Genomic DNA, 24,015 nt, shown 5'->3' with positions numbered 1-24,015 from the left:
CGCTCCTTTCCTAATTTCGATCAAATCACTAATCTTAATACTGCCATAAGTTAAGTTCCCAGTCCATAAGGGATTTCTTCACTTTTTCGGCTTCGTATAACTTATCTATACCTTGTGCGTAGTCTTTTATACGTTCGTCTTTATCGTTAGATACTTTTACAATGTAGCTATCAAATAAGCGTTTCATAAATACATCATCAAAGCTTAAACCGGTAGCATCACTGTGATGATTCACTACCTCTTTAACGGCTAATACCTGGCGTGCATCCGGGAAATAGATCCAGAAAGCGGGTTGGTAATCAATATCAACACTACCTGCTTTAGGCTTAATCATAGGAGCTATACCGATGATACGTGGCTCGAAAATTCCACGCTGCCTGTCAAAAATCCAGTCTTCTTTTATGCGGAATTTCACAACGCTGTCAGGGTTAAACTCACCTGCAACTATTGTTGATCCCAGTTTATTACCGTCTTTATCAAATTTATCAACTACAGAGCTATCGGCCATTCTGCTTTTTGCTTGCTCTGGAGTTAAAGGGTGGTAAAAGCTATCACCATCCGGATCATTTTTAGGATCAGGGGTAGCATCATAAGCAGTAAGTTCACCGTCGGCTATCGCATTCATTAAAACATCAATCAACCTTGATTTAGGCGAAGCCAGGTAAGTATTCATCTTCATACGAAGATCAATCTCGCGCCAGATACGTTTCGCGTAAGCAACATCAGCCTCGCGTAAGCTTGGGTATGGCGTTACTTTGGCGCTCAGGATATTGGTTTTTTTGTAATAGCCATCTAATGGTCTATCAAAAGGTTTTAATGGGGCAGCTGTTGCAGATGGAGCTGCAGACTGAGCCTGTAGAGCTGTATTTTGTGGAGCAGGCGCTACTTGTTTTGCAGCAACCGTTTTCTTTTTAACAGTCTTCTTTTTTCTTTGCGCGAAGGTAGCAGTGCATGCTAAGCAAAGTACAATAAGTAAAATGTTCTTTTTCATATCTTTTTAATTTGCACTAAATGTAATAGGGTCAAGTCCACGCTGCGTACCATCAGGGCCAACAGCAACAATATCTTTAAACACAACAGTAGTTCCGGGGGTAACCGAAGCCATTGCAGTACGCATACTGCCTGTTATTTCACTGCCGGTAGTTGATAATATAATCGCATCCTGGCGTGGTTTTATTATTACAACGGTAAAGCGGGTTACATTAAACTTTGCATCAAATTCAAAATTATCAAGCTTGGCGAAAATTCTGTCCTGACTGCGGATGTTAGCAGCACTGGTGTTGCCACCACTTTTGCCGGCAAACTCAGGCTTTGGGTCAGGTATACGTTTTACACGGAATAAAGTTGAGCCTAATACGGTAGTTTTGCCCGGGCTAACATCAGCTGATATTGTAACAGTGGTAGTGCCGGGTGTTGTAACATTGCCTATAAAGTTTCCTTTTGAGCCGCTTATAGATCCGCTACTCATGCTCACATGTAATTTCTCTAATGGTACTCCCGGTGCTGATACGGCAAGAGGGTTTGGTAAACCGATGTATAAAACATTCATTTTTGTAGGCGATACAACTGCAGATGGTTTTGCTACCTGGTAAGTTTGTGGCCCTGTAGAATAAGTTTTGTAAGTACCATCGTTTTGTTTTACCCTAATTGTACCTATCCATGTTTTAATGCCTTCCGAGCTGGTGTTGCCAGTGTAAACACCTTTACCTCCTTGTACAGAAAGCTTGCTGCCATCAACACTAATATCTGGATTTGACTTTGAATCAGAGGCTGTTAAGAACACCTGTGCAGTATAAGGTTGTCCTTGCAGTACATAGCTCGAACTTGCTACAGCCACAGCCGAGAATTGATCAAGATTTACAACTGCCTGATCAACCTCACCTAAAATCTTTTTAACAACTTCGTTTTCAGCGTTTTTTGTATCTGATTGAATTTTGATCAGTGCAGTCATCGCTGCTGCCATTGGTATACCTTCACCAAAATTGGCATTTTCCCAATCTTTATCAGGGAAACCATTTCTGTGTTGAGGGGCAGTAGCATCTAAAGAAAGATTTACACCTTCTCTTTCCTGCGGGTTTAATAATTCTAACAGGCCATTCTTTGTATCGTCAATCTTTTTATGCAATTCGTAAGCATATTTTTGATCGTTGATCATCATACGTACAGAAACGTCAAGATCTTCGCGGCCTTTGTAATCGTTTGTTGCAGGGTCTACATCACCTGTTTCAGATAAAAATTTAGCTTTAATGGTTTCTATATATTCGTTCAGATCGTCAGACAATTGTTTTGCCTTTAACGCTTTATTAAGTATCGGTTGTGCCCTTTGTGGTTGATCCTTTAATTTAGTCGCTTCAAAGGTTCTGAAGGTTTGATCAATACCTGTTTGTACGTTTGTTTTAGAAACCGTTAAGCTATCGCTGATATGTTTAAATGCATCCAGCAAACTATCGGGTACATCAAGCGCTATCAGGCCCAAAAGAACCAGATAGAGGATACCCATCATTCGCTGTCTTGGGGTTTGTTTACCTCCAGCCATTTGCTTTAAATATTATTTTTAGTTTATAAAAAACTGTTATTATCAATTATATGTATTAAGCGCGTGGTTGGTTCATTGCCGATAGCATGTTACCATAAACCGCGTTTAATGAAGATAGGCTTTTGGCTAACTGGTTTACTTCAGTTTTAAACTGTTGTGATCCGTCAACCGATTCTGTAAAGTTTTGCATGGTAACTTCCATGTCTTTATAGAATTTGTTCATTGATTTTAAATGATTGCTTGAATCCTGAAGCTCCAGTTCATAAACCGCATTTAAAGCCGAAAGGTTTTTTGCCATTGTGACTACCTGCTCATGGTAAGTTTTTGAATCTATTTCAGAACCGGCCATTTCAGTAAGATTTGCTGATGCTTTGTCAAAGGCAACGCTTAGTTTATCATAACTTTCACTCGCTGTTTTAATTTTCTCTGTAAATACAGTAGTAGCATTACCCGCGTCAGTTACACGTGATATAGCTGCTACTTTATCGCCAAAAGTTCTTAAGCCATCACCTAAGCTACGGATCAGCTCCGGGCCGATATTGGCATCTTGCATCATCTTATCTAAAGCCGCGGTTTCTGAAAAACTACTTACTGAACCAATAGCGCCTCTTGGGGCAGATAATTCTCCTTTGTAATCTTCTGATAATTCAGGGTAAGCTCTTGTCCAGTCAAGTTCAGTAGTATCCCTTTGAAAACCCAGTATGGCGAATAAAAATGCCTCCATACCTAATCCCAGTGAAATAAAGAAACCACCATACGGCCAGTGCTGTATTTTAAACAGCAAACCGATGATAACTATTGTAGCACCCCATGATACAATATTGTTTATTCCGTAAGGTTGTTTTTTCCCAGCCATAGCTTTATGTAGAATATTTATTTTTTATTAAATGCTAATTTAGTGTTTATCCTTAATATCGCGACCAAGGAAGTGTGTTACACAACGGAAACCGATATATGATTTCGCGGTATCCTGATATTCGTAAGTACGGGTTGAATTTTGCAGGAAGTAGCCTACATCTTTCCATGATCCGCCTTTTACTACTTTACGTTTCAACACTTCAGGATCGCTTGCTTTTGCATTATACTCAAAAGTAGGAGCTAAATCATGAACAAATGTTGATGCAGACTCATTGAATGCTGATGATGTCCATTCAGCAACGTTACCCGCCATGTTGTATAAACCGAAATCATTCGGGAAGTAAGATTTTACGTTTACAGTGTAAGCGCCGCCGTCATCGGTGTAGTTACCACGGCCCGGTTTAAAGTTTGCCAATAAGCAGCCTTTCGCATTTTTAATGTAAGGGCCACCCCAAGGGTAATCGGTGCCAATTCTTCCGCCACGTGCAGCGTATTCAAACTCAGCCTCGGTAGGTAAATCATAACGTAAACGGTGTGGTAAGTGGCGTTTATCTTTGGCAGCGTCGTTTAAACGGCTACGCCATATGGTAAAGGCCGTTGCCTGGCGCCAGGTAACCCCAACAACGGGATAATTTTTGAATGCAGGGTGAGAGAAGTAACCTTCAACCATTGGTTCGTTGGCAGCGTATGAGAAATCGCTTAACCAAACCAATGTATCAGGATAAACCTCAACAGTATCTCGGAAAATGAAGTCAGAACGTTTTTTTGTTTTATCGCCTCTGTGGTTAGCCGCATCGCGAAGCTCCATGATAGAGTATTGATATTTTAACAAGTGAACGTCAATTTCGTTTTTATCAAACACACGGTCATCACCCTGGTAGTACATGCCATCAAGTTTTGAAGCATTTGCTGCACCAGACTTGCTGTGCGCGTTCCAGATAGGGTTTTTGCTTACGTACGCCCAGTTGATGTATTTTTTGCCACTTGTATTGGTGGTTGCACCTTTACGTGGGGTTAAATAATATTTCTGATCATTTAAGTAGTTGGTGATGGCGATTGAATCACGTACCCAGAATACAAATTGTTTGTATTGGCTGTTGGTGATTTCGGTTTGATCCATAAAAAATGGCGGTATTGTTACCTGTTTTGTTTGGGCGATTTGCGAAAAGGTAACATCCTGATCGGTTTGGCCCATTAAAAACGAGCCACCTGGTATGTAAACCATACCATACGGCACCTCAGCACGGAAATTCCGTTGCGGTACGCCTGTTAATTCACCTTCACCTCCGTTGCGGCAACCGCTGAAAATGACTGCAAAAACAATTACAACTACTAAAGAGTATATCTGTCTCATATAAAATTCAAAAATTTAGCTATATAAATATAACATAAATGAAATGCCCGAATATATTAAATATTGATGAAGCAAATGCTTAAATAAAACATTTTTATCATCGGTTTGCAACAAAACGTTTAAAGTGCGTGTTAATTACCCCGAAACTTTGATATAACCTAAAATTTAAAGTGTTATATGTTAGTTACTTACAAAATTGGGTAATTAACAAGCATTGTTACGTAAAATCAATAAGAAAAGTTGCAATCCGGTTAATAATTTATACTTAAAATTATTTATTTACCTGTTTAACATACTGTTCTATTGCCATAGTCATGGATGGAGCTTGTGGAGTAGGTGCCGGAATATCCAAAATTAATCCCGATTCAAGCACGGCTTTGTGGGTTGTTGCCCCAAAAGCAGCTATACGGGTATTGTTTTGTTTAAAGTCAGGGAAGTTTTTGTATAAAGATTGTATGCTTGATGGACTGAAAAAAGCAATCACGTCATAAAACACTTCAGCCAGGTCGGAAAGGTCACTACACACTGTGCGGAAAAGCACAGCAGGAGTAAAGTTGTATCCGTTTTCCAGCAAAAACTTTTGTGTTTCTTCGGCAGCTACATCTGAACAAGGGTATAGGAATTTTTCGCCAGAGTGTTTTTTCAGTACTTCAGCCAAATCTGCAGCGGTTTGTTTGCCGAAGAATATTTTGCGTTTGCGATACTGTATATACTTTTGCAAATACAGCGCGATAGTTTCTGAAAGACAGAAGTATTTCATATCAACCGGTACTTCAAAGCGCATTTCTTCACATATTCTAAAGAAATGATCGGCTGAGTTGCGACTGGTAAATATTACAGCGGTAAAATCAACAAGGTTGATTTTTTCTTTGCGGAAATCCTTAGCCGGAACACCTTCAACATGTATAAATGCTCTGAAGTCAATCTTCAGGTTATGTTTCTTGGCCAGCTCGGCATAGGGGTTCTTATCGTTCTCGGGTTTTGGTAAAGTAACCAAAATACTTTTTACCTTTTTCTTTCTATCTTCCAAAATCAATTTTATAAAGCCTGATTGCTATAGGTTAAGTACTTTTATCAATATCAAAATGGGGCAAATTTCGAGGGCACAAAGATAGATAAATAAATAAAACTTATGAAATCGAATGTTCGAAATAATGTTAACACTGCTGCGAAGGTATATCCAAATGAAAATTACCACTATCAATATAAGCGCTACAGCTAATAAATAAGGGATTAATTGGGCCGCTATTAAACTAAAGCAAACCGCCACCGGTAAAAAAACAAAGGCTATATTAAAGTAGGTTAAATACAATGTGGTAATGTATTCGCCAACAATGCGGTCAATATCAAAAAGAAACCCTATGATTTTTAGTAAAAGAAACTTAAATGCAAAAAGTGATATAATAATGAGCGACAGGGCAATAAAAAGTTGCATGCCACTTATACTATAGTAAACACTGTTATAGCTTGCCAGTTGATATAAGAATAAGCCAAATGTTAAGCCAAATAACAGGAATAGACCGATAAAAGCCCATAAGTTTATTCCTCTATCTTCCTTATCCATCATAGACCCGCGCTTACTGTAAAACGACTGAAATATGCTTTTAATTTCGGTACCGAGCGTTAAATTAAGTAATGCTGTATATAATAAAAGGCCAATAATAATGGCTATTATCCATGGGTCGCGGTTTTGGCGGTTATGCCCATACCCGAAATTTCGTTTTGACGCAAAAGGGATATCTAAAAAAGTGCGCCCTGTATATAACTCATGAGCCATTACATAAGCAGTAAACTGGTTTACCCGGTTTGAGTCGGGGATGATAAACATGTTTGTTACAGAATCCTCTACAAATTGTTGCCTTGAAGCAGTGGCCTGCGCAACAGAATCCAAAAAAGCCATGTGATGCGGCTTAGCCCGGGCAGAATCTACGTAATGTTGCGGTGTGGCGGTTGAGGATTGGTCAGCTGTTTGCACGGAATCCTGAGCAAATGCTCCCCGGCAGGCTATCAGCAAAAAAAGAAAACTCAGGGCGAAAAAACGCATTAATAAACCGGGCTTAATTATAAGCTGCAAAATTACCGTATTATTTGATTGTTTTATAGGCTGATGATAATTTAATGAACCGTTAACTTAATTTAACAGTACAATAAATTGGTTTGAGATTGTTATATTTTTTTTGCTTCATATTAATATGTTAACTGGTATCATTTTTATTAAGAAAATTGAACTGAAACGGCATTGTTATTAATTTAAAATAAATTTTTTTACGTTAGAAATACTATAAAGTTAATAATGGAGTTACTTTGCAAATAGTGGACAAATGGATTTATAAAAATTTTTACTCGATATAAATGATAATTTGATTTACATTTGCGGATTATTAGCTATCGGGTTATAGTTGTTAGCTTCGATATTTTTTACGTATGAATAAAATTAACCTTAGCGCAATACTACTTATCCTCCTGATTTTTTGCGGATCGATTAAAACGGTTTCGGCTCAAAGTAATCTTCAATCCATGTCTTCAGTAAATGTCGATGATCTTTCAGACCAGCAAGTGATTCAACTGATGCAACAAGGTCAAAATGCAGGATTAAGTGATGCGGAAATAATACAACAAGCTCAAGCCAAGGGAATGTCTGCCGATCAGGTACAAAAATTGCAAACTCGTATTAAATACCTGCGTAGCAAAAGTGGCACATCAACCTCAAGTGCGGCTGATACCAATACGGTTGGCAGGCGCCTTAATTATACACCTGCAAGTACCGATACTTCCAATATAGTAAATAATTTGTTCGATAGCTTGAACCCCAAAGTTTTTGGTGCAGATATTTTCAAGAATAAAAATAGTTCATTCGAGCCAAATTTGAAATTGGCTACCCCTCTAAATTATATAGTTGGCCCCAATGATGAGCTTGATATTAACGTTTATGGTAATTCATTAATAAATTGGAAATTAACGGTTTCGCCCGATGGCAATATAAATATACCCGGCATTGGGGTTTTAAATGTTAGCGGTAAAACCATTGAACAAGCAACAGCACAAATAAAAAGCAAGCTGGCCGCTAATAACTATGCCATAGGCCACGGCACAAATGTTAACGTAACACTTGGCAATATACGCAGCATACAAGTAATTATTATTGGCCAGGTTGTAAAGCCAGGTACATATACGCTACCCTCACTTGCAACAGTTTTTAATGCGCTTTATGTAGCCGGAGGGCCTAATTATAACGGTAGCTTAAGGCAGATTGAAGTAATCAGAAATAACCGTATAATAAAACATTTGGATGTTTATGATTTTTTGGTGAAAGGCGATCAAAAAGATAACATTACACTACAGGATCAGGACATAGTGCGTGTTCCTACTTATAGAACCAGGGTAGAGCTCGCTGGCCAGGTCAAAATCCCTGCGTTGTTTGAGGTTTTACCCGGAGAAACATTGCAGAATATATTAACCTATGCAGGTGGCTTTACTGATAGTGCCTACACCGCGCGTATCAAGGTTTCACAAATAAATGATCAGCAAAGAAAAATTACAGATGTTCTTGAGGCTGATTATAATGATTATATTCCTTTAAGAGGGGATAAATTTACGGTGGGATCTATTATTAACAGGTACGAGAACAGGGTTACAATTACAGGAGCGGTTTTTAAACCCGGAGAATATGAACTGCAAAAGGGATTAACATTGTATCAGCTAATTGCAAATGCCGCAGGTTTAAAGGAAGATGCTTTTACCGAACGTGGTACAATTACAAGATTAAACCCTGATAATACAACTGCGATAATAAGTTTTAATTTAAAAGATGTTGAAAACAAGGTGGTTGACGTACCGCTGCAACGTGAGGATGTTGTTAGTATATCTTCCATATTTGATTTACGTGACAAGTATACGGTGACTATTAATGGTGAAGTTAGAAAACCGGGTAAATTTGCTTTTGGTGATAATATGAAGGTAGAAGACTTGATATTAAAAGCAGGTGGATTTGCCGAAGGTGCCAGTACTAAACGTATTGAGGTAGCCCGACGGGTATCCGACTCCAATCCAGAATCAAAAAGCAGTACGGTAGCCCAGGTTTTTAGTGTTGATGTTGATAATCAAATAACACCCGGAACGGCTAATTTTGTGCTACAACCCTTTGATATCGTTTCGGTATACAGTTTACCAGGATACGAGAAACAAAAAGTTGTAAAAGTTGAAGGCGAAGTTTTATATCCCGGGTCATATACTATTAAGAATAAGAACGAAAAAATATCAGATTTGGTTAAACGTGCCGGCGGATTAACAGTGTTTGCTGATGTTGAAGGCGGATCATTAAAGCGAAACAATATTGCCATTTTAGGCCTTGATAAAAGCAAAACAGACTCCACTGCTTTAGCACTTGAACAAACAACAAAATCTAATAGACTGAAACAAGCCTATAAAGATTCAACCAGCAATGATGACCAACAGCAACGTAATGATTTTGTTGGTATTGATCTGAAAAATATATTGAAAAAACCAGGAACGAAAATAGACTTGTTACTGGAAGACGGCGACGAACTAAGAATTCCAAAAGAACAGCAGATTGTACGGGTAAACGGGCAGGTTTTATATCCAAGTGCTGTGGTATACGATAATTCAAAATCATTTAATGATTTTGTTTCTAATGCGGGGGGATATGCTCCTCGGGCACTAAAATCAGGTGCATATGTCGTATATCCGAACGGGACCGTGAAGGGTACACGTAAGTTTTTGTTTTTTAACATCCACCCAGGTGTAAAACCCGGGAGCCAGATATACGTGCCGTTAAAACCGGCACCAGTTGGAAATTCATTGCAAACTATATTAGGGCTTACCACTGGTTTAGCTTCAATAGGGGCGATAATTTTGGGTATTTTGAGTTTAAATAGATAATCGCTTAATTTTTCCCAACTATTAATCTATGAATCCGAAAGAGAACGAAAAGATAGCTATTGACTCTGATGAGATATCAGTTAAAGATGTTTTAATAAAAATTAACACGACAATAAAGTATTTAAAGACCAAATGGCTAACCTTTTGCATAGTTGGATTTATAGGCGGCGTTATTGGATTAGGGTACGCTAAATTAAAGAAACCAATTTACGTCGCTAATTGCACTTTTGTATTGGACGAAGGCAGTAAAGGCGGTGGACTAAGTCAATATGCCGGATTGGCATCATTAGCTGGTATTGATATGGGGGGCGGAGGTAATACCGGTTTATTTCAGGGCGATAATATTATTGAGCTGTATAAATCCCGATTGATGATTGCAATGGCATTATTAAATAAGTCAAATTTCGATGGAAAAGATGAATTATTAATTGATAGATATATCGATTTTAATAAACTACGTACTAAATGGAGTGAAAAAGATCATATAAATAATATCTCATTTAATGGTGATCCTGCAAAGTTCAACCGAACGCAAGATAGTATAGTTAATGATTTAGTTGAAACATTTAATAAAAAGATATTAAGTGTTTCAAAACCCGACAAAAAATTAGGTATTATAGATGTACAAGTTTCTACAGGCGATGAACTATTTTCCAAGGAATTTACAAACGTATTAGTACAAACGGTAAATAACTTTTACATACAAACCAAAACAAAGAAAGCTTCTCAGGATGTACAAACTTTACAAAAGCAGGCCGATAGTGTACGAGTGGTTTTAAATTCATCAATCTCGGGAGTCGCATCAGCCTCTGATGCCTCGCCAAATGCCAACCCGCTGTTGGTATCACTTAGAGTTCCTTCCCAAAAAAAGCAGATTGATGTGCAGGCAAGCAGCGAGATATATAGTGAGATTGTGAAAAATCTGGAAGTTTCAAAAATGATGTTACGGCAGGAAACACCGTTAATCCAAGTTATTGATGCTCCTATATTACCGCTGAAAGTAAATAAAATCGGGAAATCAATCAGTACGATTATAGGTGTAATATTAGCTTCATTTATTACAATGTCATGGTTGCTCATCAGGAAATCACTGCGCAAGATTTATAATTAAACGTATTAATCAAGAATGATAAAATTATTAGTAAGGAAGTTTAAAGGTTTTTTTTTAGTTGGGCACGAGCGAACTTTACTTGCAAAAAAAAATATTGCTTTTTCTTTAGCTATTAAAGGTGCAGCAATCTCAATAAGTTTACTGTTGGTTCCAATTACAATTAGTTATGTAAATCCTCTACAATATGGTATTTGGCTCACACTAAGTTCAATTATTGGATGGTTTGGTTTTTTTGATATTGGGTTAGGTAACGGGCTGAAAAATAAGCTGGCAGAATCAAATGCGCTGAATGAAACGGTAAACTCCAAAACATACATTAGTACAACTTATGCTATGATATCATTAATTGCATTATTGCTTTTTTTGATTTTCTTGATTTCAAATATCTTCCTTAATTGGAACAAAATACTTAATACCCCAACAATTAATGGGTTAAATTTAAATCTTTTAGCCTTAATAGTTTTTGGTTCGTTTTGTTTACAACTTATTTCGCAAACACTTAATAGTGTGTTGCTTGCTTTTCATTCGGTATCTAAGGTTTCACTAATTAACCTGGTAGGGCAGTTTGGATGTTTAGTATGTTTAATTGTATTGAAAAATGTGTCATCCGAATCATTATTATACCTTGTATTGGCTTTAGCCGGGTTGCCATTATTAGTACAAATAGGGGCAAATATTTGGTACTTTAGAAAAGAGTATTCCTTGGTTTCACCAAGTTTTAAAATGGTTAATTTTAAGTATGCTAAAAGTTTGTTAAGTGTTGGAGGGCTATTCTTCTTTATTCAAATTGGTGCATTGCTTTTGTTTCAAACCGATAATATTGTGGTTACACAACTTTTTGGGCCGCGAGAGGTTACCGTTTACAATATATCTTATAAATTATTTGCGGTAATATTTTCAGTTTTCTCAATAATAATGACACCTTTTTGGGCAGCCTTTACTGATGCTTATTCCAAAAAGGATTATTTGTGGATCAAGGATATATTCAGAAAAATGTATAAATATTTGATTATAGTGGCTGTGCTAACCTTTATCATAGTTATATTATCGCCCTTTATAATTAAAATTTGGCTAGGCGATAGTATAAAAGTGCCGTTTATCCTGTCTTTTGTAATGGGTATATATGTTATTACGTGGTGCTGGCAATTAATGCACTGTTATCTTATAAATGGAATCGGTAAAATACGAATGCAATTTTATTTATTTATTATAAGCACTATTATTAACATCCCTATAGCATTTTTTTTAGGAAAATGGATCGGTGTTGTTGGAGTTACGATTTCCAATATCATTATTTTATTATTTCAGGATATTGTATTATATATTCAATGCAATAAACTTTTGAATGGAACGGCAAAAGGTATTTGGTATAAATAACACGATCATCTACAAAAAACCAATTATAAAATGGATGTTGTAATTATTTTTAATGGCTTAGGCAATCAAATGTCGCAATATGCATTATACCTGCAAAAGAAAAAAAATAACAGTTCTACACGCTTCATAACAATCGGTAAAGCACATAATGGATTTGAGTTAAATAAAGTTTTTAAGATTGATTATTCGGTAACACCTTTAAAAAAAGCGCTTATTTTTTTATTCAGAATATTACGCATAGAAAAGATCAAGGCGATAAGCACACCGTTAAAGAACTTATTAAAATTATTTAATTGCCGAATAGTTGGCGAGAATTTCGATTATACGTTTAAAGAAGAATATTTATTGCCCTCAAGCGGGGTCACATTTTACTATGGCGGCTGGCATTCTGAAAAATATTTTTCAGGTGCAAAAAATGAAATTAATAAAGCATTTGAATTCGGAACGCTAACAGATGATGTGAATGTTAATTATATAAACGATATAATTAACAGTAATAGTGTTTCAATCCATGTAAGGCGCGGGGATTATTTAAATGCAGAGAATTATAATCTTTTTGGAGACGTTTGTAATAAGGCATACTTTCAAAAAGCAATTGATCTGATTGAAAAAAGCGTCAACAACCCCCGGTTTTTTGTTTTTTCAAATGATTTTCCTTGGATAAAGGATAATTTAACTATGAAAAACGTTGCCTATGTTGATTGTAATGTCAAAGAGAATTCATGGAAAGATATGTATATGATGACATTATGCAAGCATAATATTATCTCCAATAGTTCATTTAGCTGGTGGGGGGCGTGGCTGAATAAAAACCCCGATAAATTAGTTATTTCTCCAACTCGGTTTTTAAGGAACGATATAAGTACTGATATATATCCGGATTCATGGATTAAATTGTCTGATTATTGAAAAATTTAAAGGTATATAATCTTTAGGCTAAAAAATAATAATGAAAAATGCAATTTTTACTATTTGTGCAAAGAACTATCTGGCACATGCTAAAACACTTGGCGATACTATAAAACAGTTTCATCCTGAGTGTGACTTCACTATTCTATTGTCCGACGAGATTGATGGAGAAGACATTAAGTGTGACTATAAAATAATAGAGTCGAAAAACATTGGTATTGTTGAGTTTGAAAAAATGTCATTTCAATATGATGTAATTGAATTTAGCACGTCGGTTAAGCCATTTTTCATTAAAAAACTTTTTAATGAAGGTTTTGAAAAGGTTTTATATATCGATCCTGATATGGTTGTATACAGTAGCCTTGATTTTCTTTTTTATCACCTTGATACTTATCATGCCATTTTAACCCCTCATCTGTTAAAGCCATATGTAAATTACACAGGTGCCACAACCGAAGAGGAGTTACTGTTTGTTGGAATATATAATTTAGGATTCTTTGGCATTAAGAATTCGGCTGTTGGGATAAATATTGCTGATTGGTGGATGCAAAAATTATCTAACCAATGCTATGCTGACAAAGAGGATGCTTTACATGTAGACCAAAAATGGATGGATTTTCTTCCGTCATTATATACAAATGAAGTTTTAATATTAAGGCATCCCGGCATGAACCTGGCTTTTTGGAACTTCCATGAAAGGGCATTGTTTAAGCAAAACAATACATTTTATGTTGATGATACCAGCTATCCGTTAACTATAATGCACTTTTCGGGTTTAGATGCTGATAATGCAGAAGCTGTTTGCAGGAAACAAACAAAATATACCTTATCTATAATTCCTGAATACCGTGAAATATTTGAGGATTATGTAATTAACCTGTATAAAAATGACTTAGAGCGGTTAAGTATAATGCCTTATAAATACAATTATTTTGATGACGGAGCGGGGATATTAAAATACCATAGAAGGCTATACCGGGGTTTAGTAAATGAGGGAGAGAAATTTGACAACCTTTTTTCAACAAACGCCGGCTCGTACTATTCTTTTCTTGAAAAAAACAACGCCATGTTAATTGATAACGACGGTAAATACAAGGCTTTAAAGAAAACATACGGAAAAGAACCTGCGATATTTAAGAAAGTGTTTAAAGCATTATTGCTATTTAAAGCAGTGTTTGGTATTAAACGGTACTACTTAATGATGCGTTTTTTTGCAATATATAATAGGTTTGAGAAGCAAACATTTTTAGTGAAAAAATAATTAAAAAGCTTTATGAAGATTGCAATAGATGGCAGGCCATTGCAAGGCCAGTTAAGCGGCGTTGGAAAGTACGTGTTAAAATTGGTGCTAAGTTTAGCTGAACGCATGCCTGATGCTGCAATTGTAATTTTTACAAACAAACCTTTAGATATTAGTTTTACATCATCCAATATTGTTGTTAAACAGGATTCAAAGTTTGAAAAAATTAAACCTTTGATTTGGAGTAAGTTTTTCCTTGGAAGACTATTAAGAAGGGAAAAATTTGACTATCAACTTTTCGGGGGGACATTTACACCCTTGCAAAAATCAGCGGGTAAAAAGATTGTGGTTGTGCACGATCTTAATCATATTTATGCCAGGGAAACTATGAGTAAATTACATCTGCTAACACATATCCTTTTTTTTAAAAATGATATAAAAAATGCCGATTATGTAATTTCCAACTCACATGGAACTGCTAAAAAATTAGAAAAAGAATATAATATTGAGGCAAATTATATTCTGCACCCGCCGATTGATGCTAGCTATAAAGTTATTGCTGAGGCTAATATTAAGGCGGTATTGTTAAACCTCAATATTAAATACCCATATGTTTTGACAGTGGCTACCCAAGAACCAAGAAAAAACCTTGTAAAAACTGTCGAAGTGTTTTTGCAATTAAAAAAAGACAATCGTATTAACGGGCATAAATTGGTACTTGCGGGAAGCAAAGGCTGGAAAAACACCAATTTGCAGCGATTAATAAATCAGGATGATGATATCATACAATTAGGCTATGTTGCCGAAGAGCACCTGCCTTATATTTATAATGGTGCTTCGTGCTTTGTGTTCCCCTCAAAATATGAAGGATACGGTATGCCTGCAAGCGAAGCCGTGCTGTGTGGACTAAAACCGGTTGTAACAGACATAACAGAGCTACATGAAGCAGTTGCTGAGTACGCTTATTTTATTGACCCGGAAAATAAAAGTCAATACATTGACAGTATAATAAATTGCATTGCAAGCCAGCAACATTTTAATACATCAGCAGCAAATAAATTACGCAAGAGTTATGAAGTAGAGTTTACTGGCTTTGTAAAAAAACTTAAGTTGATTTAAAAAGCAGGCTCAATGAAAAAAATAATTCCGAATCTTTTTTTTCTGTTTTTAACAGCTCCTATACTGTCACCATTTGTAGGCGGGGTAACAATTTATTTGTCTTCAATAATCTTGTTTTTTGATGTGTCTTTTCTTTTATGGGCCATAAATAAATTTAGCAGAGATACTATTATTATAACATTGGCCTTATCTTTTTTAACAGCCTTATCTTGCTTAAATGTTGTTGTTTTCGTTAAAATACTGATGCTTCTTTCTTCAGTGGTATATATGTTTTACTGCTATGAAAAAGAATATTTTTATTTATACAGATGGGCCGTAGTTAATGTAATTGTTGCAGTTGCGCAGTTTGTCTTGATTTTTATTGATCCGGCTGTGGCGTATTTAATAGGCCCAACAAATATTGCAAACGTAATATGGGGGCCTTTTGCCGGGCCGACATTTACAAACTTTTATGCTATTTCAATTTTGCCAAGGGTAAGTGGATTATCACGAGAAGGGGGCTTTTTTGCGTCGTTATTGGGTGTGGTTTTTTTTGTTATCATTAACGATCCGAAAGTAAATAAGAAAAAGAAAAAAATCTATCTGTCATTTATAATTATAGGAATTATAATTTCGATTTCAAAAACCACAACTATATTATTAATAGTTCCTGTTATTTTATTATTAAAGAAGTACATTAATATAATTGAGGGCTATGTGGTAGCAATTTTATATGCGATTGTTTTAATCTTTTTTTTTAATTACATTTTACTTCATACTAGCTTTTTTTACGATGAACTAAATATTTCACTAATACAAAGATTCTCTGGTTACGCATTAACTCCCTACGCTGGTATATCAGATTATATTAGAGGTACCAATATTACCAGTTTAATGCTCAATTCACGAACTGGGTTAGAAGCTATAGTGGCAGAACTAAAAGATGAGAGTTTAATAGACTTCTGCGGTTTACCAGCGTTATATTTAGGTTATGGAATAATTACGTTTGCATTTTTCTTGTTATTTACTAAATTTTTGAAGTTAAGGGGTGCAGGATTGGCTATCATTATTATCTTAACAACCAACGTGGTTCCCATCACGAATGATGGTTTTGTTGTTATATCTTGGTTTTTTGGATGTTTTATTAGTTATAATTATTCAAAAAAAGCTATTTCGGATACTCATCAATTGACAATTTAATATAAGATACTCTAATTACACTAATTTGAGAAATACACAATCCATTATTATAAATGCCAGATTCCTAACGCAAAAGCTAACCGGTGTTCAGCGTTTTGCTGTGGAGATATGTAAACTTTTGAAGGAAAAGATGCCGGGCATTACTTTTGTTGCCCCCAACAATATTATAGATATTGAATTAGCAAAAATACTAGATGTTAAAGTCATCGGTAGCCATACAGGTGTATTATGGGAACAATATGATCTCCCCGTTTATTTATACCGAAATAAGCAACCTCTTTTAATAAACTTTTGCAACGTTGCGCCTCTAATCTATAAAAACCAAATAATTACCATACATGATGTTGCCTTTATGGTTAATCCAAGTTGGTTTAATAAAAAATTTGTTATATTTTATAAATTTTTGATACCAAGAATAGCTAAAAAGGCGAAGATGATATTAACCGTGAGTGATTTTTCAAAACGGGAAATAGTCAATTATCTGAATGTTCCATCCAATAAAATTAATGTAGTATATAATGGGATTTCAAACTTAGCAATACAACAATTTGAACCCAATAAATATGGGAGTTATATTTTAATTGTTGGATCAATTGACCAAAGAAAAAATATTCATCGGCTGATACAAGCGTTTAATAAAGTGAATAACAATAATATTAAGCTTTTGATTGCTGGTGATATAAGCCCAATATTTAACAATAAAAATAATAACTCATTAAAAAGCAATGAAAAAATCATATTTTTGGGCCGTGTAAATGATGAGTATCTTGCTACGCTTTATACAAATGCTTTACTTTTTGTTTATCCAAGTTTATATGAGGGTTTCGGTATTCCACCGCTTGAGGCAATGTATTACAATTGCCCAACAATAGTTGCCGATATTGAAAGTTTGAAGGAGATATGCGGCGAAGCAAGTTTGTTTGTTAACCCTTATAATATTGATGACATCGCGGAAAAAATTGAATTCTTAACGTCCGACGAACGCTTAAGAAATAATTTAATTGAAAAAGGAAAAGAAAATATCAAAAAATATAGTTGGGAAAACTCGGCGAATATTGTTGCATATATTATTAAAAATCTAAACCAATAGCATTTGAAAATAGCACTTATACATGATTGGCTCACCGTAATAGGGGGCGCTGAAAAAGTTTTTAAAGAGATAGCATCACTTTATCCGGATGCTGATATTTATACACTTGTGGCGAGGGAAGAGACTATAAAATCATTAAATCTTTCAAGACACAAGGTAACAACTTCTTTTATTCAAAACCTTCCCTTTTCTGAAAAACGGTATAGATCTTATTTACCCTTATTTTCGTTAGCAATTGAGCAATTTGATCTATCAGGTTATGACCTTGTTATATCTTCATCGCACGCAGTGGCCAAAGGGGTTTTAACAAATTCTAACCAAATTCATATTTGCTATTGTCATACGCCGGTTAGGTATGCCTGGGATTTATACCATCAATATTTGAATGAAGCAGGATTAAATAAAGGTATAAAAGGATTCATTGTTAAATATTTTTTACACAGGCTTAGGCAATGGGACATCATAAGCACTAACCGTGTTGATTATTTTATTGCTAATTCACAATATATAAGTAATAGGATAAAGAAAATTTATGGCCGGGAAAGTAAAGTAATTTATCCTAACGTTGCTGTAGAAGACTTCATACCAACAGAAATAAAAAAGGACTATTATGTCACCTGTTCAAGGTTTGTTCCATATAAAAAAATTGACCTCATTGTAAGCGCTTTTGCTAAAATGCCCGATAAAAAGTTATATATAATAGGAGATGGGCCAGACTTGAAAAAGATAAGCAAATTAGCAAAATCAAATACAGTAATTCTAGGGTATTTGCCGTTCAATGAGTTAAAGCAATACCTGGCAGAAGCAAAAGCCTTTGTTTTTGCGGCCGAAGAAGATTTTGGAATATTACCGGTAGAAGCCCAAGCTTGTGGAACGCCGGTTATTGCTTATAAAAAAGGCGGAGCGTTAGAAAGTATCCTTGAAAATAAAACAGGAGTTTTTTTTAATAAGCAATCTGCAGAATCAATAATATCAGCCATAAATACATTTGAACGTACAAATACACTTTTTGATTATAACGAAATAGCCGAGCATGCTTCCTGTTTTTCAACAGACAGATTTAAAAATGAATTTTCTGCCTTCGTCGATGAAAAAACCATGGCCCGAATTAATGAGTTAGCATAATTCATTGCATTAATATTATTGTCAATAATAGCGAGGTGTTGATGAAATTATTGATGTTTTTTGACCAATGGAAGTTAACAGTCTTTAAAAGAATAATATTAACTTCAGTATTGCTAGTTGATGAAATATCAAAATTGCTTTCGTTTTTCATTTTTGTCTACACAACTGAAATAGCCATATAAACTGGTTTTATTAAGATAACCTAATACCATCTTTGTCCCTTTATTGGTTTTGAAAGTTTCCTATTTGTAAGCATGGCAGTACATCGGGCTAGTACTGAAATATAGGCTTATAAACAATCTTTATTGAGATAAGTATTCACAGATGCTCTTAATTGCGCTTACCTTTGGTCCTATCTAATTAAAATAGCTCTATGGCCGGTATCTATCTTCATATTCCTTTTTGTAAACAGGCTTGCCATTATTGCGATTTTCATTTCAGCACATCCTTAAAATACAAAGGCGAGCTTGTAGAAGCTTTAATTAAAGAAATACAGCTGCAAAAAAAATATTTAAATGGTGAAAATATTGATACCATTTATTTTGGTGGTGGAACTCCATCATTATTAAATGAAGCCGAGATAAGCTTATTGATTAATACTATTACTGGTTTACATTCCGTTGCGTCCGATGCGGAAATAACTTTGGAAGCCAATCCTGATGATTTGGATAAAACCAAATTGCAGGCGTTAAGACAAACACCCATAAACCGCTTCAGTATAGGCATACAATCCTTTTTTGATGAAGATTTGCAGTGGATGAATCGTGTACATCGCGCTGATGAGGCAGAATCAGCAGTAAAAAGGGCACAGGATATGGGCTTTGAGAATATTACTGTCGATCTAATCTACGGCTATCCTTTACTTACCGATCAAAAGTGGAAGTTTAATACCGATAAAGTTTTTGAGCTGGGTGTTCCACATGTATCAGCTTATTCTATGACTGTTGAGCCACGCACAGCGCTGGCATCCTTTATCAAACAAAAAAAACAATCCGCCATGAGCGACGAGCAAAGCGCCGCGCAGTTTACTTTTTTGATGGAGGACATGCAGAAAAAAGGTTTTGAGCAATACGAAATATCAAACTTTTGCAAGCCGGGCTTCTACTCGCGGCATAATTCTAACTACTGGAAAGGTGTAAAATATTTGGGTATTGGTCCATCTGCACATTCTTATAATGGCGAAACCCGCCAGTGGAATGTAGCTAATAATACTAAATATATGCAAGGCCTGGGTTCGGGACTAATAGATGCCGAAACTGAAATACTGTCGGATATAGACAAGTTGAACGAATACATCATGACCTCGTTACGCACCAGTTGGGGGCTTGATCTGGATAAATTAAACGGCATTGCTTCTGCATCAGCCGGTCATCTGCAAAAGGTTGCAATTGATTTTTTTGACAAAGGATGGTTGTCTCAACAAAATAAAATAATATACTTAACACAAACTGGCAAGCTTTATGCTGATCATATAGCCTCGGAGCTGTTTTTTAGCAAAGAGGATAATTACTAGCTTTGCCGGCCATGAAAATTAAAGTCGTTTTATGTTTATTACCGTTTATCATCGGGTTGGTAAGCTGTCAGGCAATCACCGATGACATGTTTCCGGGTAAATACGCTTTGAATGTTGATAAAAAGGATTCCATTATTTTAAATGATGATTATACCTACGAGCATACATATGTTGACTCCTTAAATAAAATGCATAAATGCATTGGTAAATGGGACCTGAATTTTAACAAGACCATTTTATCCTTACATAATTTTGATTCTTTTAACTCGCACGGTGTTAACTTTAAGGGGACCTGGAAATCATACCTTGGTATGGATGATGACTCTGTAAGGATATTATATACAAGCTACACAGTAGATGACGAAGATGTAGAATTGCATTACGGCATGAAAATTACAGATAATTAATAGCGCCTTATAAAGGCTGTATCTACGAATAAAACCCCTACCTGGTTTAAAAAAATATATAGCCCTAAGCTCTTAACAGTTGGAAGCTGTTTGAAAACCGCTAAGCATATTGCGCCGTATCTTATTTCATATTACCTAAAGAAACAATATGAAAAAATTAATTATCTCGGCCTTTGCTTTAGCAGCTATCGCATTTGCGCCAAACACTTTCGCACAAACCAAAATGGTTGGTGGCGCAGAAATGTACCCTACAAAAAACATTATTGAAAATGCAGTAAACTCAAAAGATCATACCACACTTGTTGCCGCTGTTAAAGCCGCAGGTTTGGTTGAAACTTTAGAAGGCCCGGGCCCATTCACCGTATTTGCACCAACTAACGAAGCATTTGATAAATTACCTGCCGGCACAGTTGATTTTTTGGTTAAACCAGAAAACAAAGCAACACTAACTAAAATTTTAACGTACCATGTTGTTGCAGGCCGTTTAAGTGCTGCCGATTTAATGGCTAAAGTTAAAATGGGTGGCGGCTCTGCTACCTTAACAACTGTTGAAGGTGGTAAACTAACCGTTATGGAAAAAGGTAAAAAATTATACCTTGTTGATGAAAAAGGCGGTAAATCATGGATCACCATTGCCGATGTATTTCAAAGCAATGGCGTAATACATGTAGTAAATAGTGTATTAATGCCTAACTAATTATTTGCGGTTTTTACAGGCAGTTTGTAGGTGATAGGTGTTGATGTACAAACTGCCACCGCAAATGCTTAAAATATTTTTCTGCCTATAAAATGAGATGCCCGGTTGCAAAAGCGCCGGGCTTTTTTGTGTTATGTTTTCTGCAAGTTGTTTTATCTATCCTCCTTGTCATTCTGAGCGGAGCGAAGAATCTGTACGGTGTAAACTACTTTACAGATTCTTCGCTCCGCTCAGAATGACAAAGGGGACATGAATATTGCTCTTCGCAATGAAGGTAGTTTATTGTCAAAAAAATATCAAAAAACAATTTTACTTTTTTCAGGTTTGTCTGTTTAACTACTTTTGGCTGTTAATTAATTGTAAATATGGGTATTATTTTAAGTCCGATAGATAGAGTTGATAGCATTAGTCGGGAGGATTTCGTTAACAATTATTTAAAGCCGCGTAAGCCGCTTATCATCCGTAAAGCCACCAAAAGCTGGCCTGCACTACAGAAATGGACCTTCGATTATTTAAAAGAAACTGTTGGCGATGTAGTTGTGCCGCTTTACGATAGCTCTAAGGCCGACCCATCAAAACCTATTAATGCTTCTGCAGCCGAAATGAAATTCGGCGATTATATTGACCTTATACAAAAAGAACCTACCGACTTACGGATATTTTTATTCGACCCAATAAAATACGCACCGAAACTGCTGGATGATTACCGTGCTCCCACTGATTTACTAGGGGGCTTTTTGGATAAATACCCTAACATGTTCTTCGGTGGTAAAGGCTCAGTTACTTTTTTGCATTACGATATTGACCTTGCACATATATTTCATACCCATTTTAACGGGCGTAAGCATGTGGTTTTGTTTGATAATAAATGGAGCGAACGACTGTATTGTATCCCTTTTGCTACCTATGCTTTAGAAGATTACGATATTGAAAAACCAGATTTTACTAAATTTCCAGCATTAAATGGGGTAGAAGGCCACGAAGCGATATTGGAACACGGCGACACTTTATTTATGCCTACCGGTTTTTGGCACTGGATGAAATACCTGGATGGTTCATTCTCTATTTCACTACGTGCCTGGGATAAATCATGGGGTATTAAAGCCAAAAGTTTGTATAACCTGACAGTACAACGCAAGTTTGATGACATCATGAAAAAGAATTTCAAAAAGCGTTATATGGATTGGAAAGAGGAGTTGGCTATTGAAAGGGCTAATAAAGCTTTGGCTGAGGGACAACCACGATAACAACCGTTGCGTCATTTTTAATGTTGTCTTAATACATCCAATTAAATATTTACGTTACTTTGCTGAACTTCGGTGTTATGGCTTGCCTTTGGGTGAATTGTTGATCCGACAAAACATCAAAGTATGAGCTTCATCCTCCGTCCGATTGACACTGTCGAATCGATTAGCCCTTCCGATTTTAAAAAGAATTATTTAGATAAGCGTAAGCCATTAATCATTAAAGGCCTCACCAAGAGTTGGCCTGCCCGCGAAAAATGGACTGCTGAATACTTGAAAGAAGTAGTAGGTAAAAAAGTGGTTCCGCTTTATGATAACTCTAAAGCCGATCCATCAAAACCCATCAATTCATCAGCAGCCGAAATGCCTTTTGATGAGTATATCGATTTGATCAAATCTACACCAACCGAGCTTCGGATTTTCTTCTTCAATATATTTAAACAAGCACCGCAATTGCTGGATGACGTTGTTTTACCCAAGGATTTAATGGGTGGCTTTTTAGAAAGCATGCCTGCCATGTTTTTTGGCGGATCAAACTCGGTAACTTTTTTGCATTACGATATTGATTTGCCGCACATATTCCATACTCACTTTGGCGGTCGGAAGCACATCATCCTGTTCGAAAATAAATGGAAGAACCGTTTATACTGCATCCCTAATGCTACCTATGCCCTAGAGGATTATGATGTAGCCAACCCGGATATAACAAAATTCCCGGCATTGGATGGGGTAGAGGGCTTTGAAACCTTTTTAGAGCACGGAGATACCCTGTTTATGCCAACCGGTTACTGGCATTGGATGAAGTACCTTGACGGCTCTTTCTCATTAAGCCTGCGCGCCTGGGATGCTTCACCGATACGTAAAGCAGCCAGTTTATATAACCTCGCTATAAAAGGAGGCTTGGATAGTTTGCTTAAAATGACTTTTAAAGCTAACTATGCTAAACGCCGTGAAAAAATAGCAATAAAAAGAGCAGATAGGGCGTTAGCTGCGGGGCGGCCCTATTAATTATTTAGGCTAAAGCCGGGATTTTCCTGATTTTAATCCGTTGACTAAAGTCAACGGCAATGAAAAATAAAAGATTGGCTTTAGCCCAATTTACGAAGTATGATCACAAACAATCTTCCACTCCCCATTAATTTTCTTGAACCACAGGGTGAAGTAGCCGCCCAATGCACCGGCATCACGGGTTAAATGCCAACCGCCGAGCATAAAGGCATTGTTTTTATCTAATACATCCAGCTTAATTATGGTAAAAGCCAATTGTGGATATTCCGCTGAAATTGACCAGTGATTCATAGGTAAAGGGTAAAGTGATTCCGCTGGAAATTGACCAGGCATTCCGGGGCAAACTGAC

The 24,015-nt window shown here is 36.2% G+C and carries 20 protein-coding genes and 1 pseudogene; 14 read left to right on the top strand and 7 right to left on the bottom strand.

Going from position 1 to position 24,015, the window contains the following annotated elements; all coding sequences use genetic code 11:
• Positions 1-34: 34 nt before the first annotated feature.
• The 6 genes from gldN to GSQ74_RS01250 form a co-directional block, all read right to left on the bottom strand.
• Positions 35-991 carry a gliding motility protein GldN gene (gene gldN / locus GSQ74_RS01275; protein WP_158989260.1) on the bottom strand — a complete coding sequence of 319 codons (957 nt, stop codon included), beginning with the start codon at positions 989-991 and terminating at the stop codon, positions 35-37.
• A 6-nt stretch (positions 992-997) separates the two neighbouring features.
• A complete protein-coding gene (gene gldM, locus GSQ74_RS01270) occupies positions 998-2,536 on the bottom strand; it encodes a gliding motility protein GldM (protein ID WP_158989258.1) in 1,539 nt (512 codons plus the stop codon).
• A 55-nt stretch (positions 2,537-2,591) separates the two neighbouring features.
• Positions 2,592-3,392: a gliding motility protein GldL gene (gldL, locus tag GSQ74_RS01265; RefSeq protein ID WP_158989256.1), complete on the bottom strand. Its 801-nt coding sequence runs from the start codon at positions 3,390-3,392 to the stop codon at positions 2,592-2,594.
• 39 nt (positions 3,393-3,431) lie between these two features.
• Positions 3,432-4,748, bottom strand: coding sequence for an SUMF1/EgtB/PvdO family nonheme iron enzyme (locus tag GSQ74_RS01260; RefSeq protein ID WP_158989254.1), 1,317 nt, complete (start codon positions 4,746-4,748; stop codon positions 3,432-3,434).
• A gap of 271 nt (positions 4,749-5,019) precedes the next feature.
• A complete protein-coding gene (locus GSQ74_RS01255; RefSeq protein ID WP_371724280.1) occupies positions 5,020-5,778 on the bottom strand; it encodes a uroporphyrinogen-III synthase in 759 nt (252 codons plus the stop codon).
• A gap of 24 nt (positions 5,779-5,802) precedes the next feature.
• Positions 5,803-6,822, bottom strand: coding sequence for a DUF4271 domain-containing protein (locus tag GSQ74_RS01250; protein WP_216846655.1), 1,020 nt, complete (start codon positions 6,820-6,822; stop codon positions 5,803-5,805).
• A 350-nt stretch (positions 6,823-7,172) separates the two neighbouring features.
• On the opposite strand from GSQ74_RS01250, the gene GSQ74_RS01245 reads away from it, so the two are divergent.
• The 14 genes from GSQ74_RS01245 to GSQ74_RS01180 all read left to right on the top strand — a co-directional run bounded on the left by GSQ74_RS01245 (position 7,173) and on the right by GSQ74_RS01180 (position 23,666).
• A complete protein-coding gene (locus GSQ74_RS01245; protein WP_158989250.1) occupies positions 7,173-9,647 on the top strand; it encodes an SLBB domain-containing protein in 2,475 nt (824 codons plus the stop codon).
• Positions 9,648-9,675: 28 nt separating this feature from the next.
• Positions 9,676-10,758 (top strand): lipopolysaccharide biosynthesis protein, encoded by a 1,083-nt coding sequence (locus GSQ74_RS01240; protein WP_158989248.1) that lies wholly within the window; start codon positions 9,676-9,678, stop codon positions 10,756-10,758.
• Between the two features lie 15 nt (positions 10,759-10,773).
• Positions 10,774-12,135, top strand: coding sequence for a lipopolysaccharide biosynthesis protein (locus GSQ74_RS01235; RefSeq protein ID WP_158989246.1), 1,362 nt, complete (start codon positions 10,774-10,776; stop codon positions 12,133-12,135).
• Between the two features lie 30 nt (positions 12,136-12,165).
• Positions 12,166-13,044 (top strand): alpha-1,2-fucosyltransferase, encoded by an 879-nt coding sequence (locus GSQ74_RS01230; RefSeq protein ID WP_158989244.1) that lies wholly within the window; start codon positions 12,166-12,168, stop codon positions 13,042-13,044.
• Between the two features lie 40 nt (positions 13,045-13,084).
• Positions 13,085-14,305: a hypothetical protein gene (locus GSQ74_RS01225; RefSeq protein WP_158989242.1), complete on the top strand. Its 1,221-nt coding sequence runs from the start codon at positions 13,085-13,087 to the stop codon at positions 14,303-14,305.
• 12 nt (positions 14,306-14,317) lie between these two features.
• On the top strand, positions 14,318-15,403 hold the full coding sequence (locus GSQ74_RS01220; RefSeq protein ID WP_158989240.1) for a glycosyltransferase family 1 protein: 1,086 nt from the start codon (positions 14,318-14,320) through the stop codon (positions 15,401-15,403).
• A 12-nt stretch (positions 15,404-15,415) separates the two neighbouring features.
• On the top strand, positions 15,416-16,582 hold the full coding sequence (locus GSQ74_RS01215; RefSeq protein ID WP_158989238.1) for a hypothetical protein: 1,167 nt from the start codon (positions 15,416-15,418) through the stop codon (positions 16,580-16,582).
• Between the two features lie 130 nt (positions 16,583-16,712).
• Entirely contained in the window at positions 16,713-17,672 is a 960-nt protein-coding gene (locus tag GSQ74_RS01210) for a glycosyltransferase family 1 protein (RefSeq protein WP_158989236.1), read from the top strand.
• 3 nt (positions 17,673-17,675) lie between these two features.
• Positions 17,676-18,797: a glycosyltransferase family 4 protein gene (locus tag GSQ74_RS01205; protein WP_158989234.1), complete on the top strand. Its 1,122-nt coding sequence runs from the start codon at positions 17,676-17,678 to the stop codon at positions 18,795-18,797.
• 373 nt (positions 18,798-19,170) lie between these two features.
• A complete protein-coding gene (hemW, locus tag GSQ74_RS01200) occupies positions 19,171-20,310 on the top strand; it encodes a radical SAM family heme chaperone HemW (RefSeq protein ID WP_158989232.1) in 1,140 nt (379 codons plus the stop codon).
• Between the two features lie 11 nt (positions 20,311-20,321).
• The gene (locus tag GSQ74_RS01195; protein WP_158989230.1) at positions 20,322-20,717 is read left to right on the top strand and encodes a hypothetical protein; all 396 of its coding nucleotides are present in this window, start codon (positions 20,322-20,324) and stop codon (positions 20,715-20,717) included.
• 148 nt (positions 20,718-20,865) lie between these two features.
• Entirely contained in the window at positions 20,866-21,414 is a 549-nt protein-coding gene (locus GSQ74_RS01190) for a fasciclin domain-containing protein (protein WP_158989228.1), read from the top strand.
• Positions 21,415-21,779: 365 nt separating this feature from the next.
• A complete protein-coding gene (locus GSQ74_RS01185) occupies positions 21,780-22,661 on the top strand; it encodes a cupin-like domain-containing protein (RefSeq protein WP_158989226.1) in 882 nt (293 codons plus the stop codon).
• 123 nt (positions 22,662-22,784) lie between these two features.
• The gene (locus tag GSQ74_RS01180; RefSeq protein WP_158989224.1) at positions 22,785-23,666 is read left to right on the top strand and encodes a cupin-like domain-containing protein; all 882 of its coding nucleotides are present in this window, start codon (positions 22,785-22,787) and stop codon (positions 23,664-23,666) included.
• A gap of 90 nt (positions 23,667-23,756) precedes the next feature.
• Here GSQ74_RS01180 and GSQ74_RS01175 read toward each other — a convergent pair.
• Positions 23,757-24,015 (bottom strand): annotated as a pseudogene (locus GSQ74_RS01175) (hypothetical protein); the annotation flags it as partial.

This window comes from Mucilaginibacter sp. L196, assembly GCF_009765905.1.
In the GTDB taxonomy this organism is placed as follows: domain Bacteria; phylum Bacteroidota; class Bacteroidia; order Sphingobacteriales; family Sphingobacteriaceae; genus Mucilaginibacter.
This window is presented reverse-complemented; position numbering and strand designations above follow the sequence as displayed.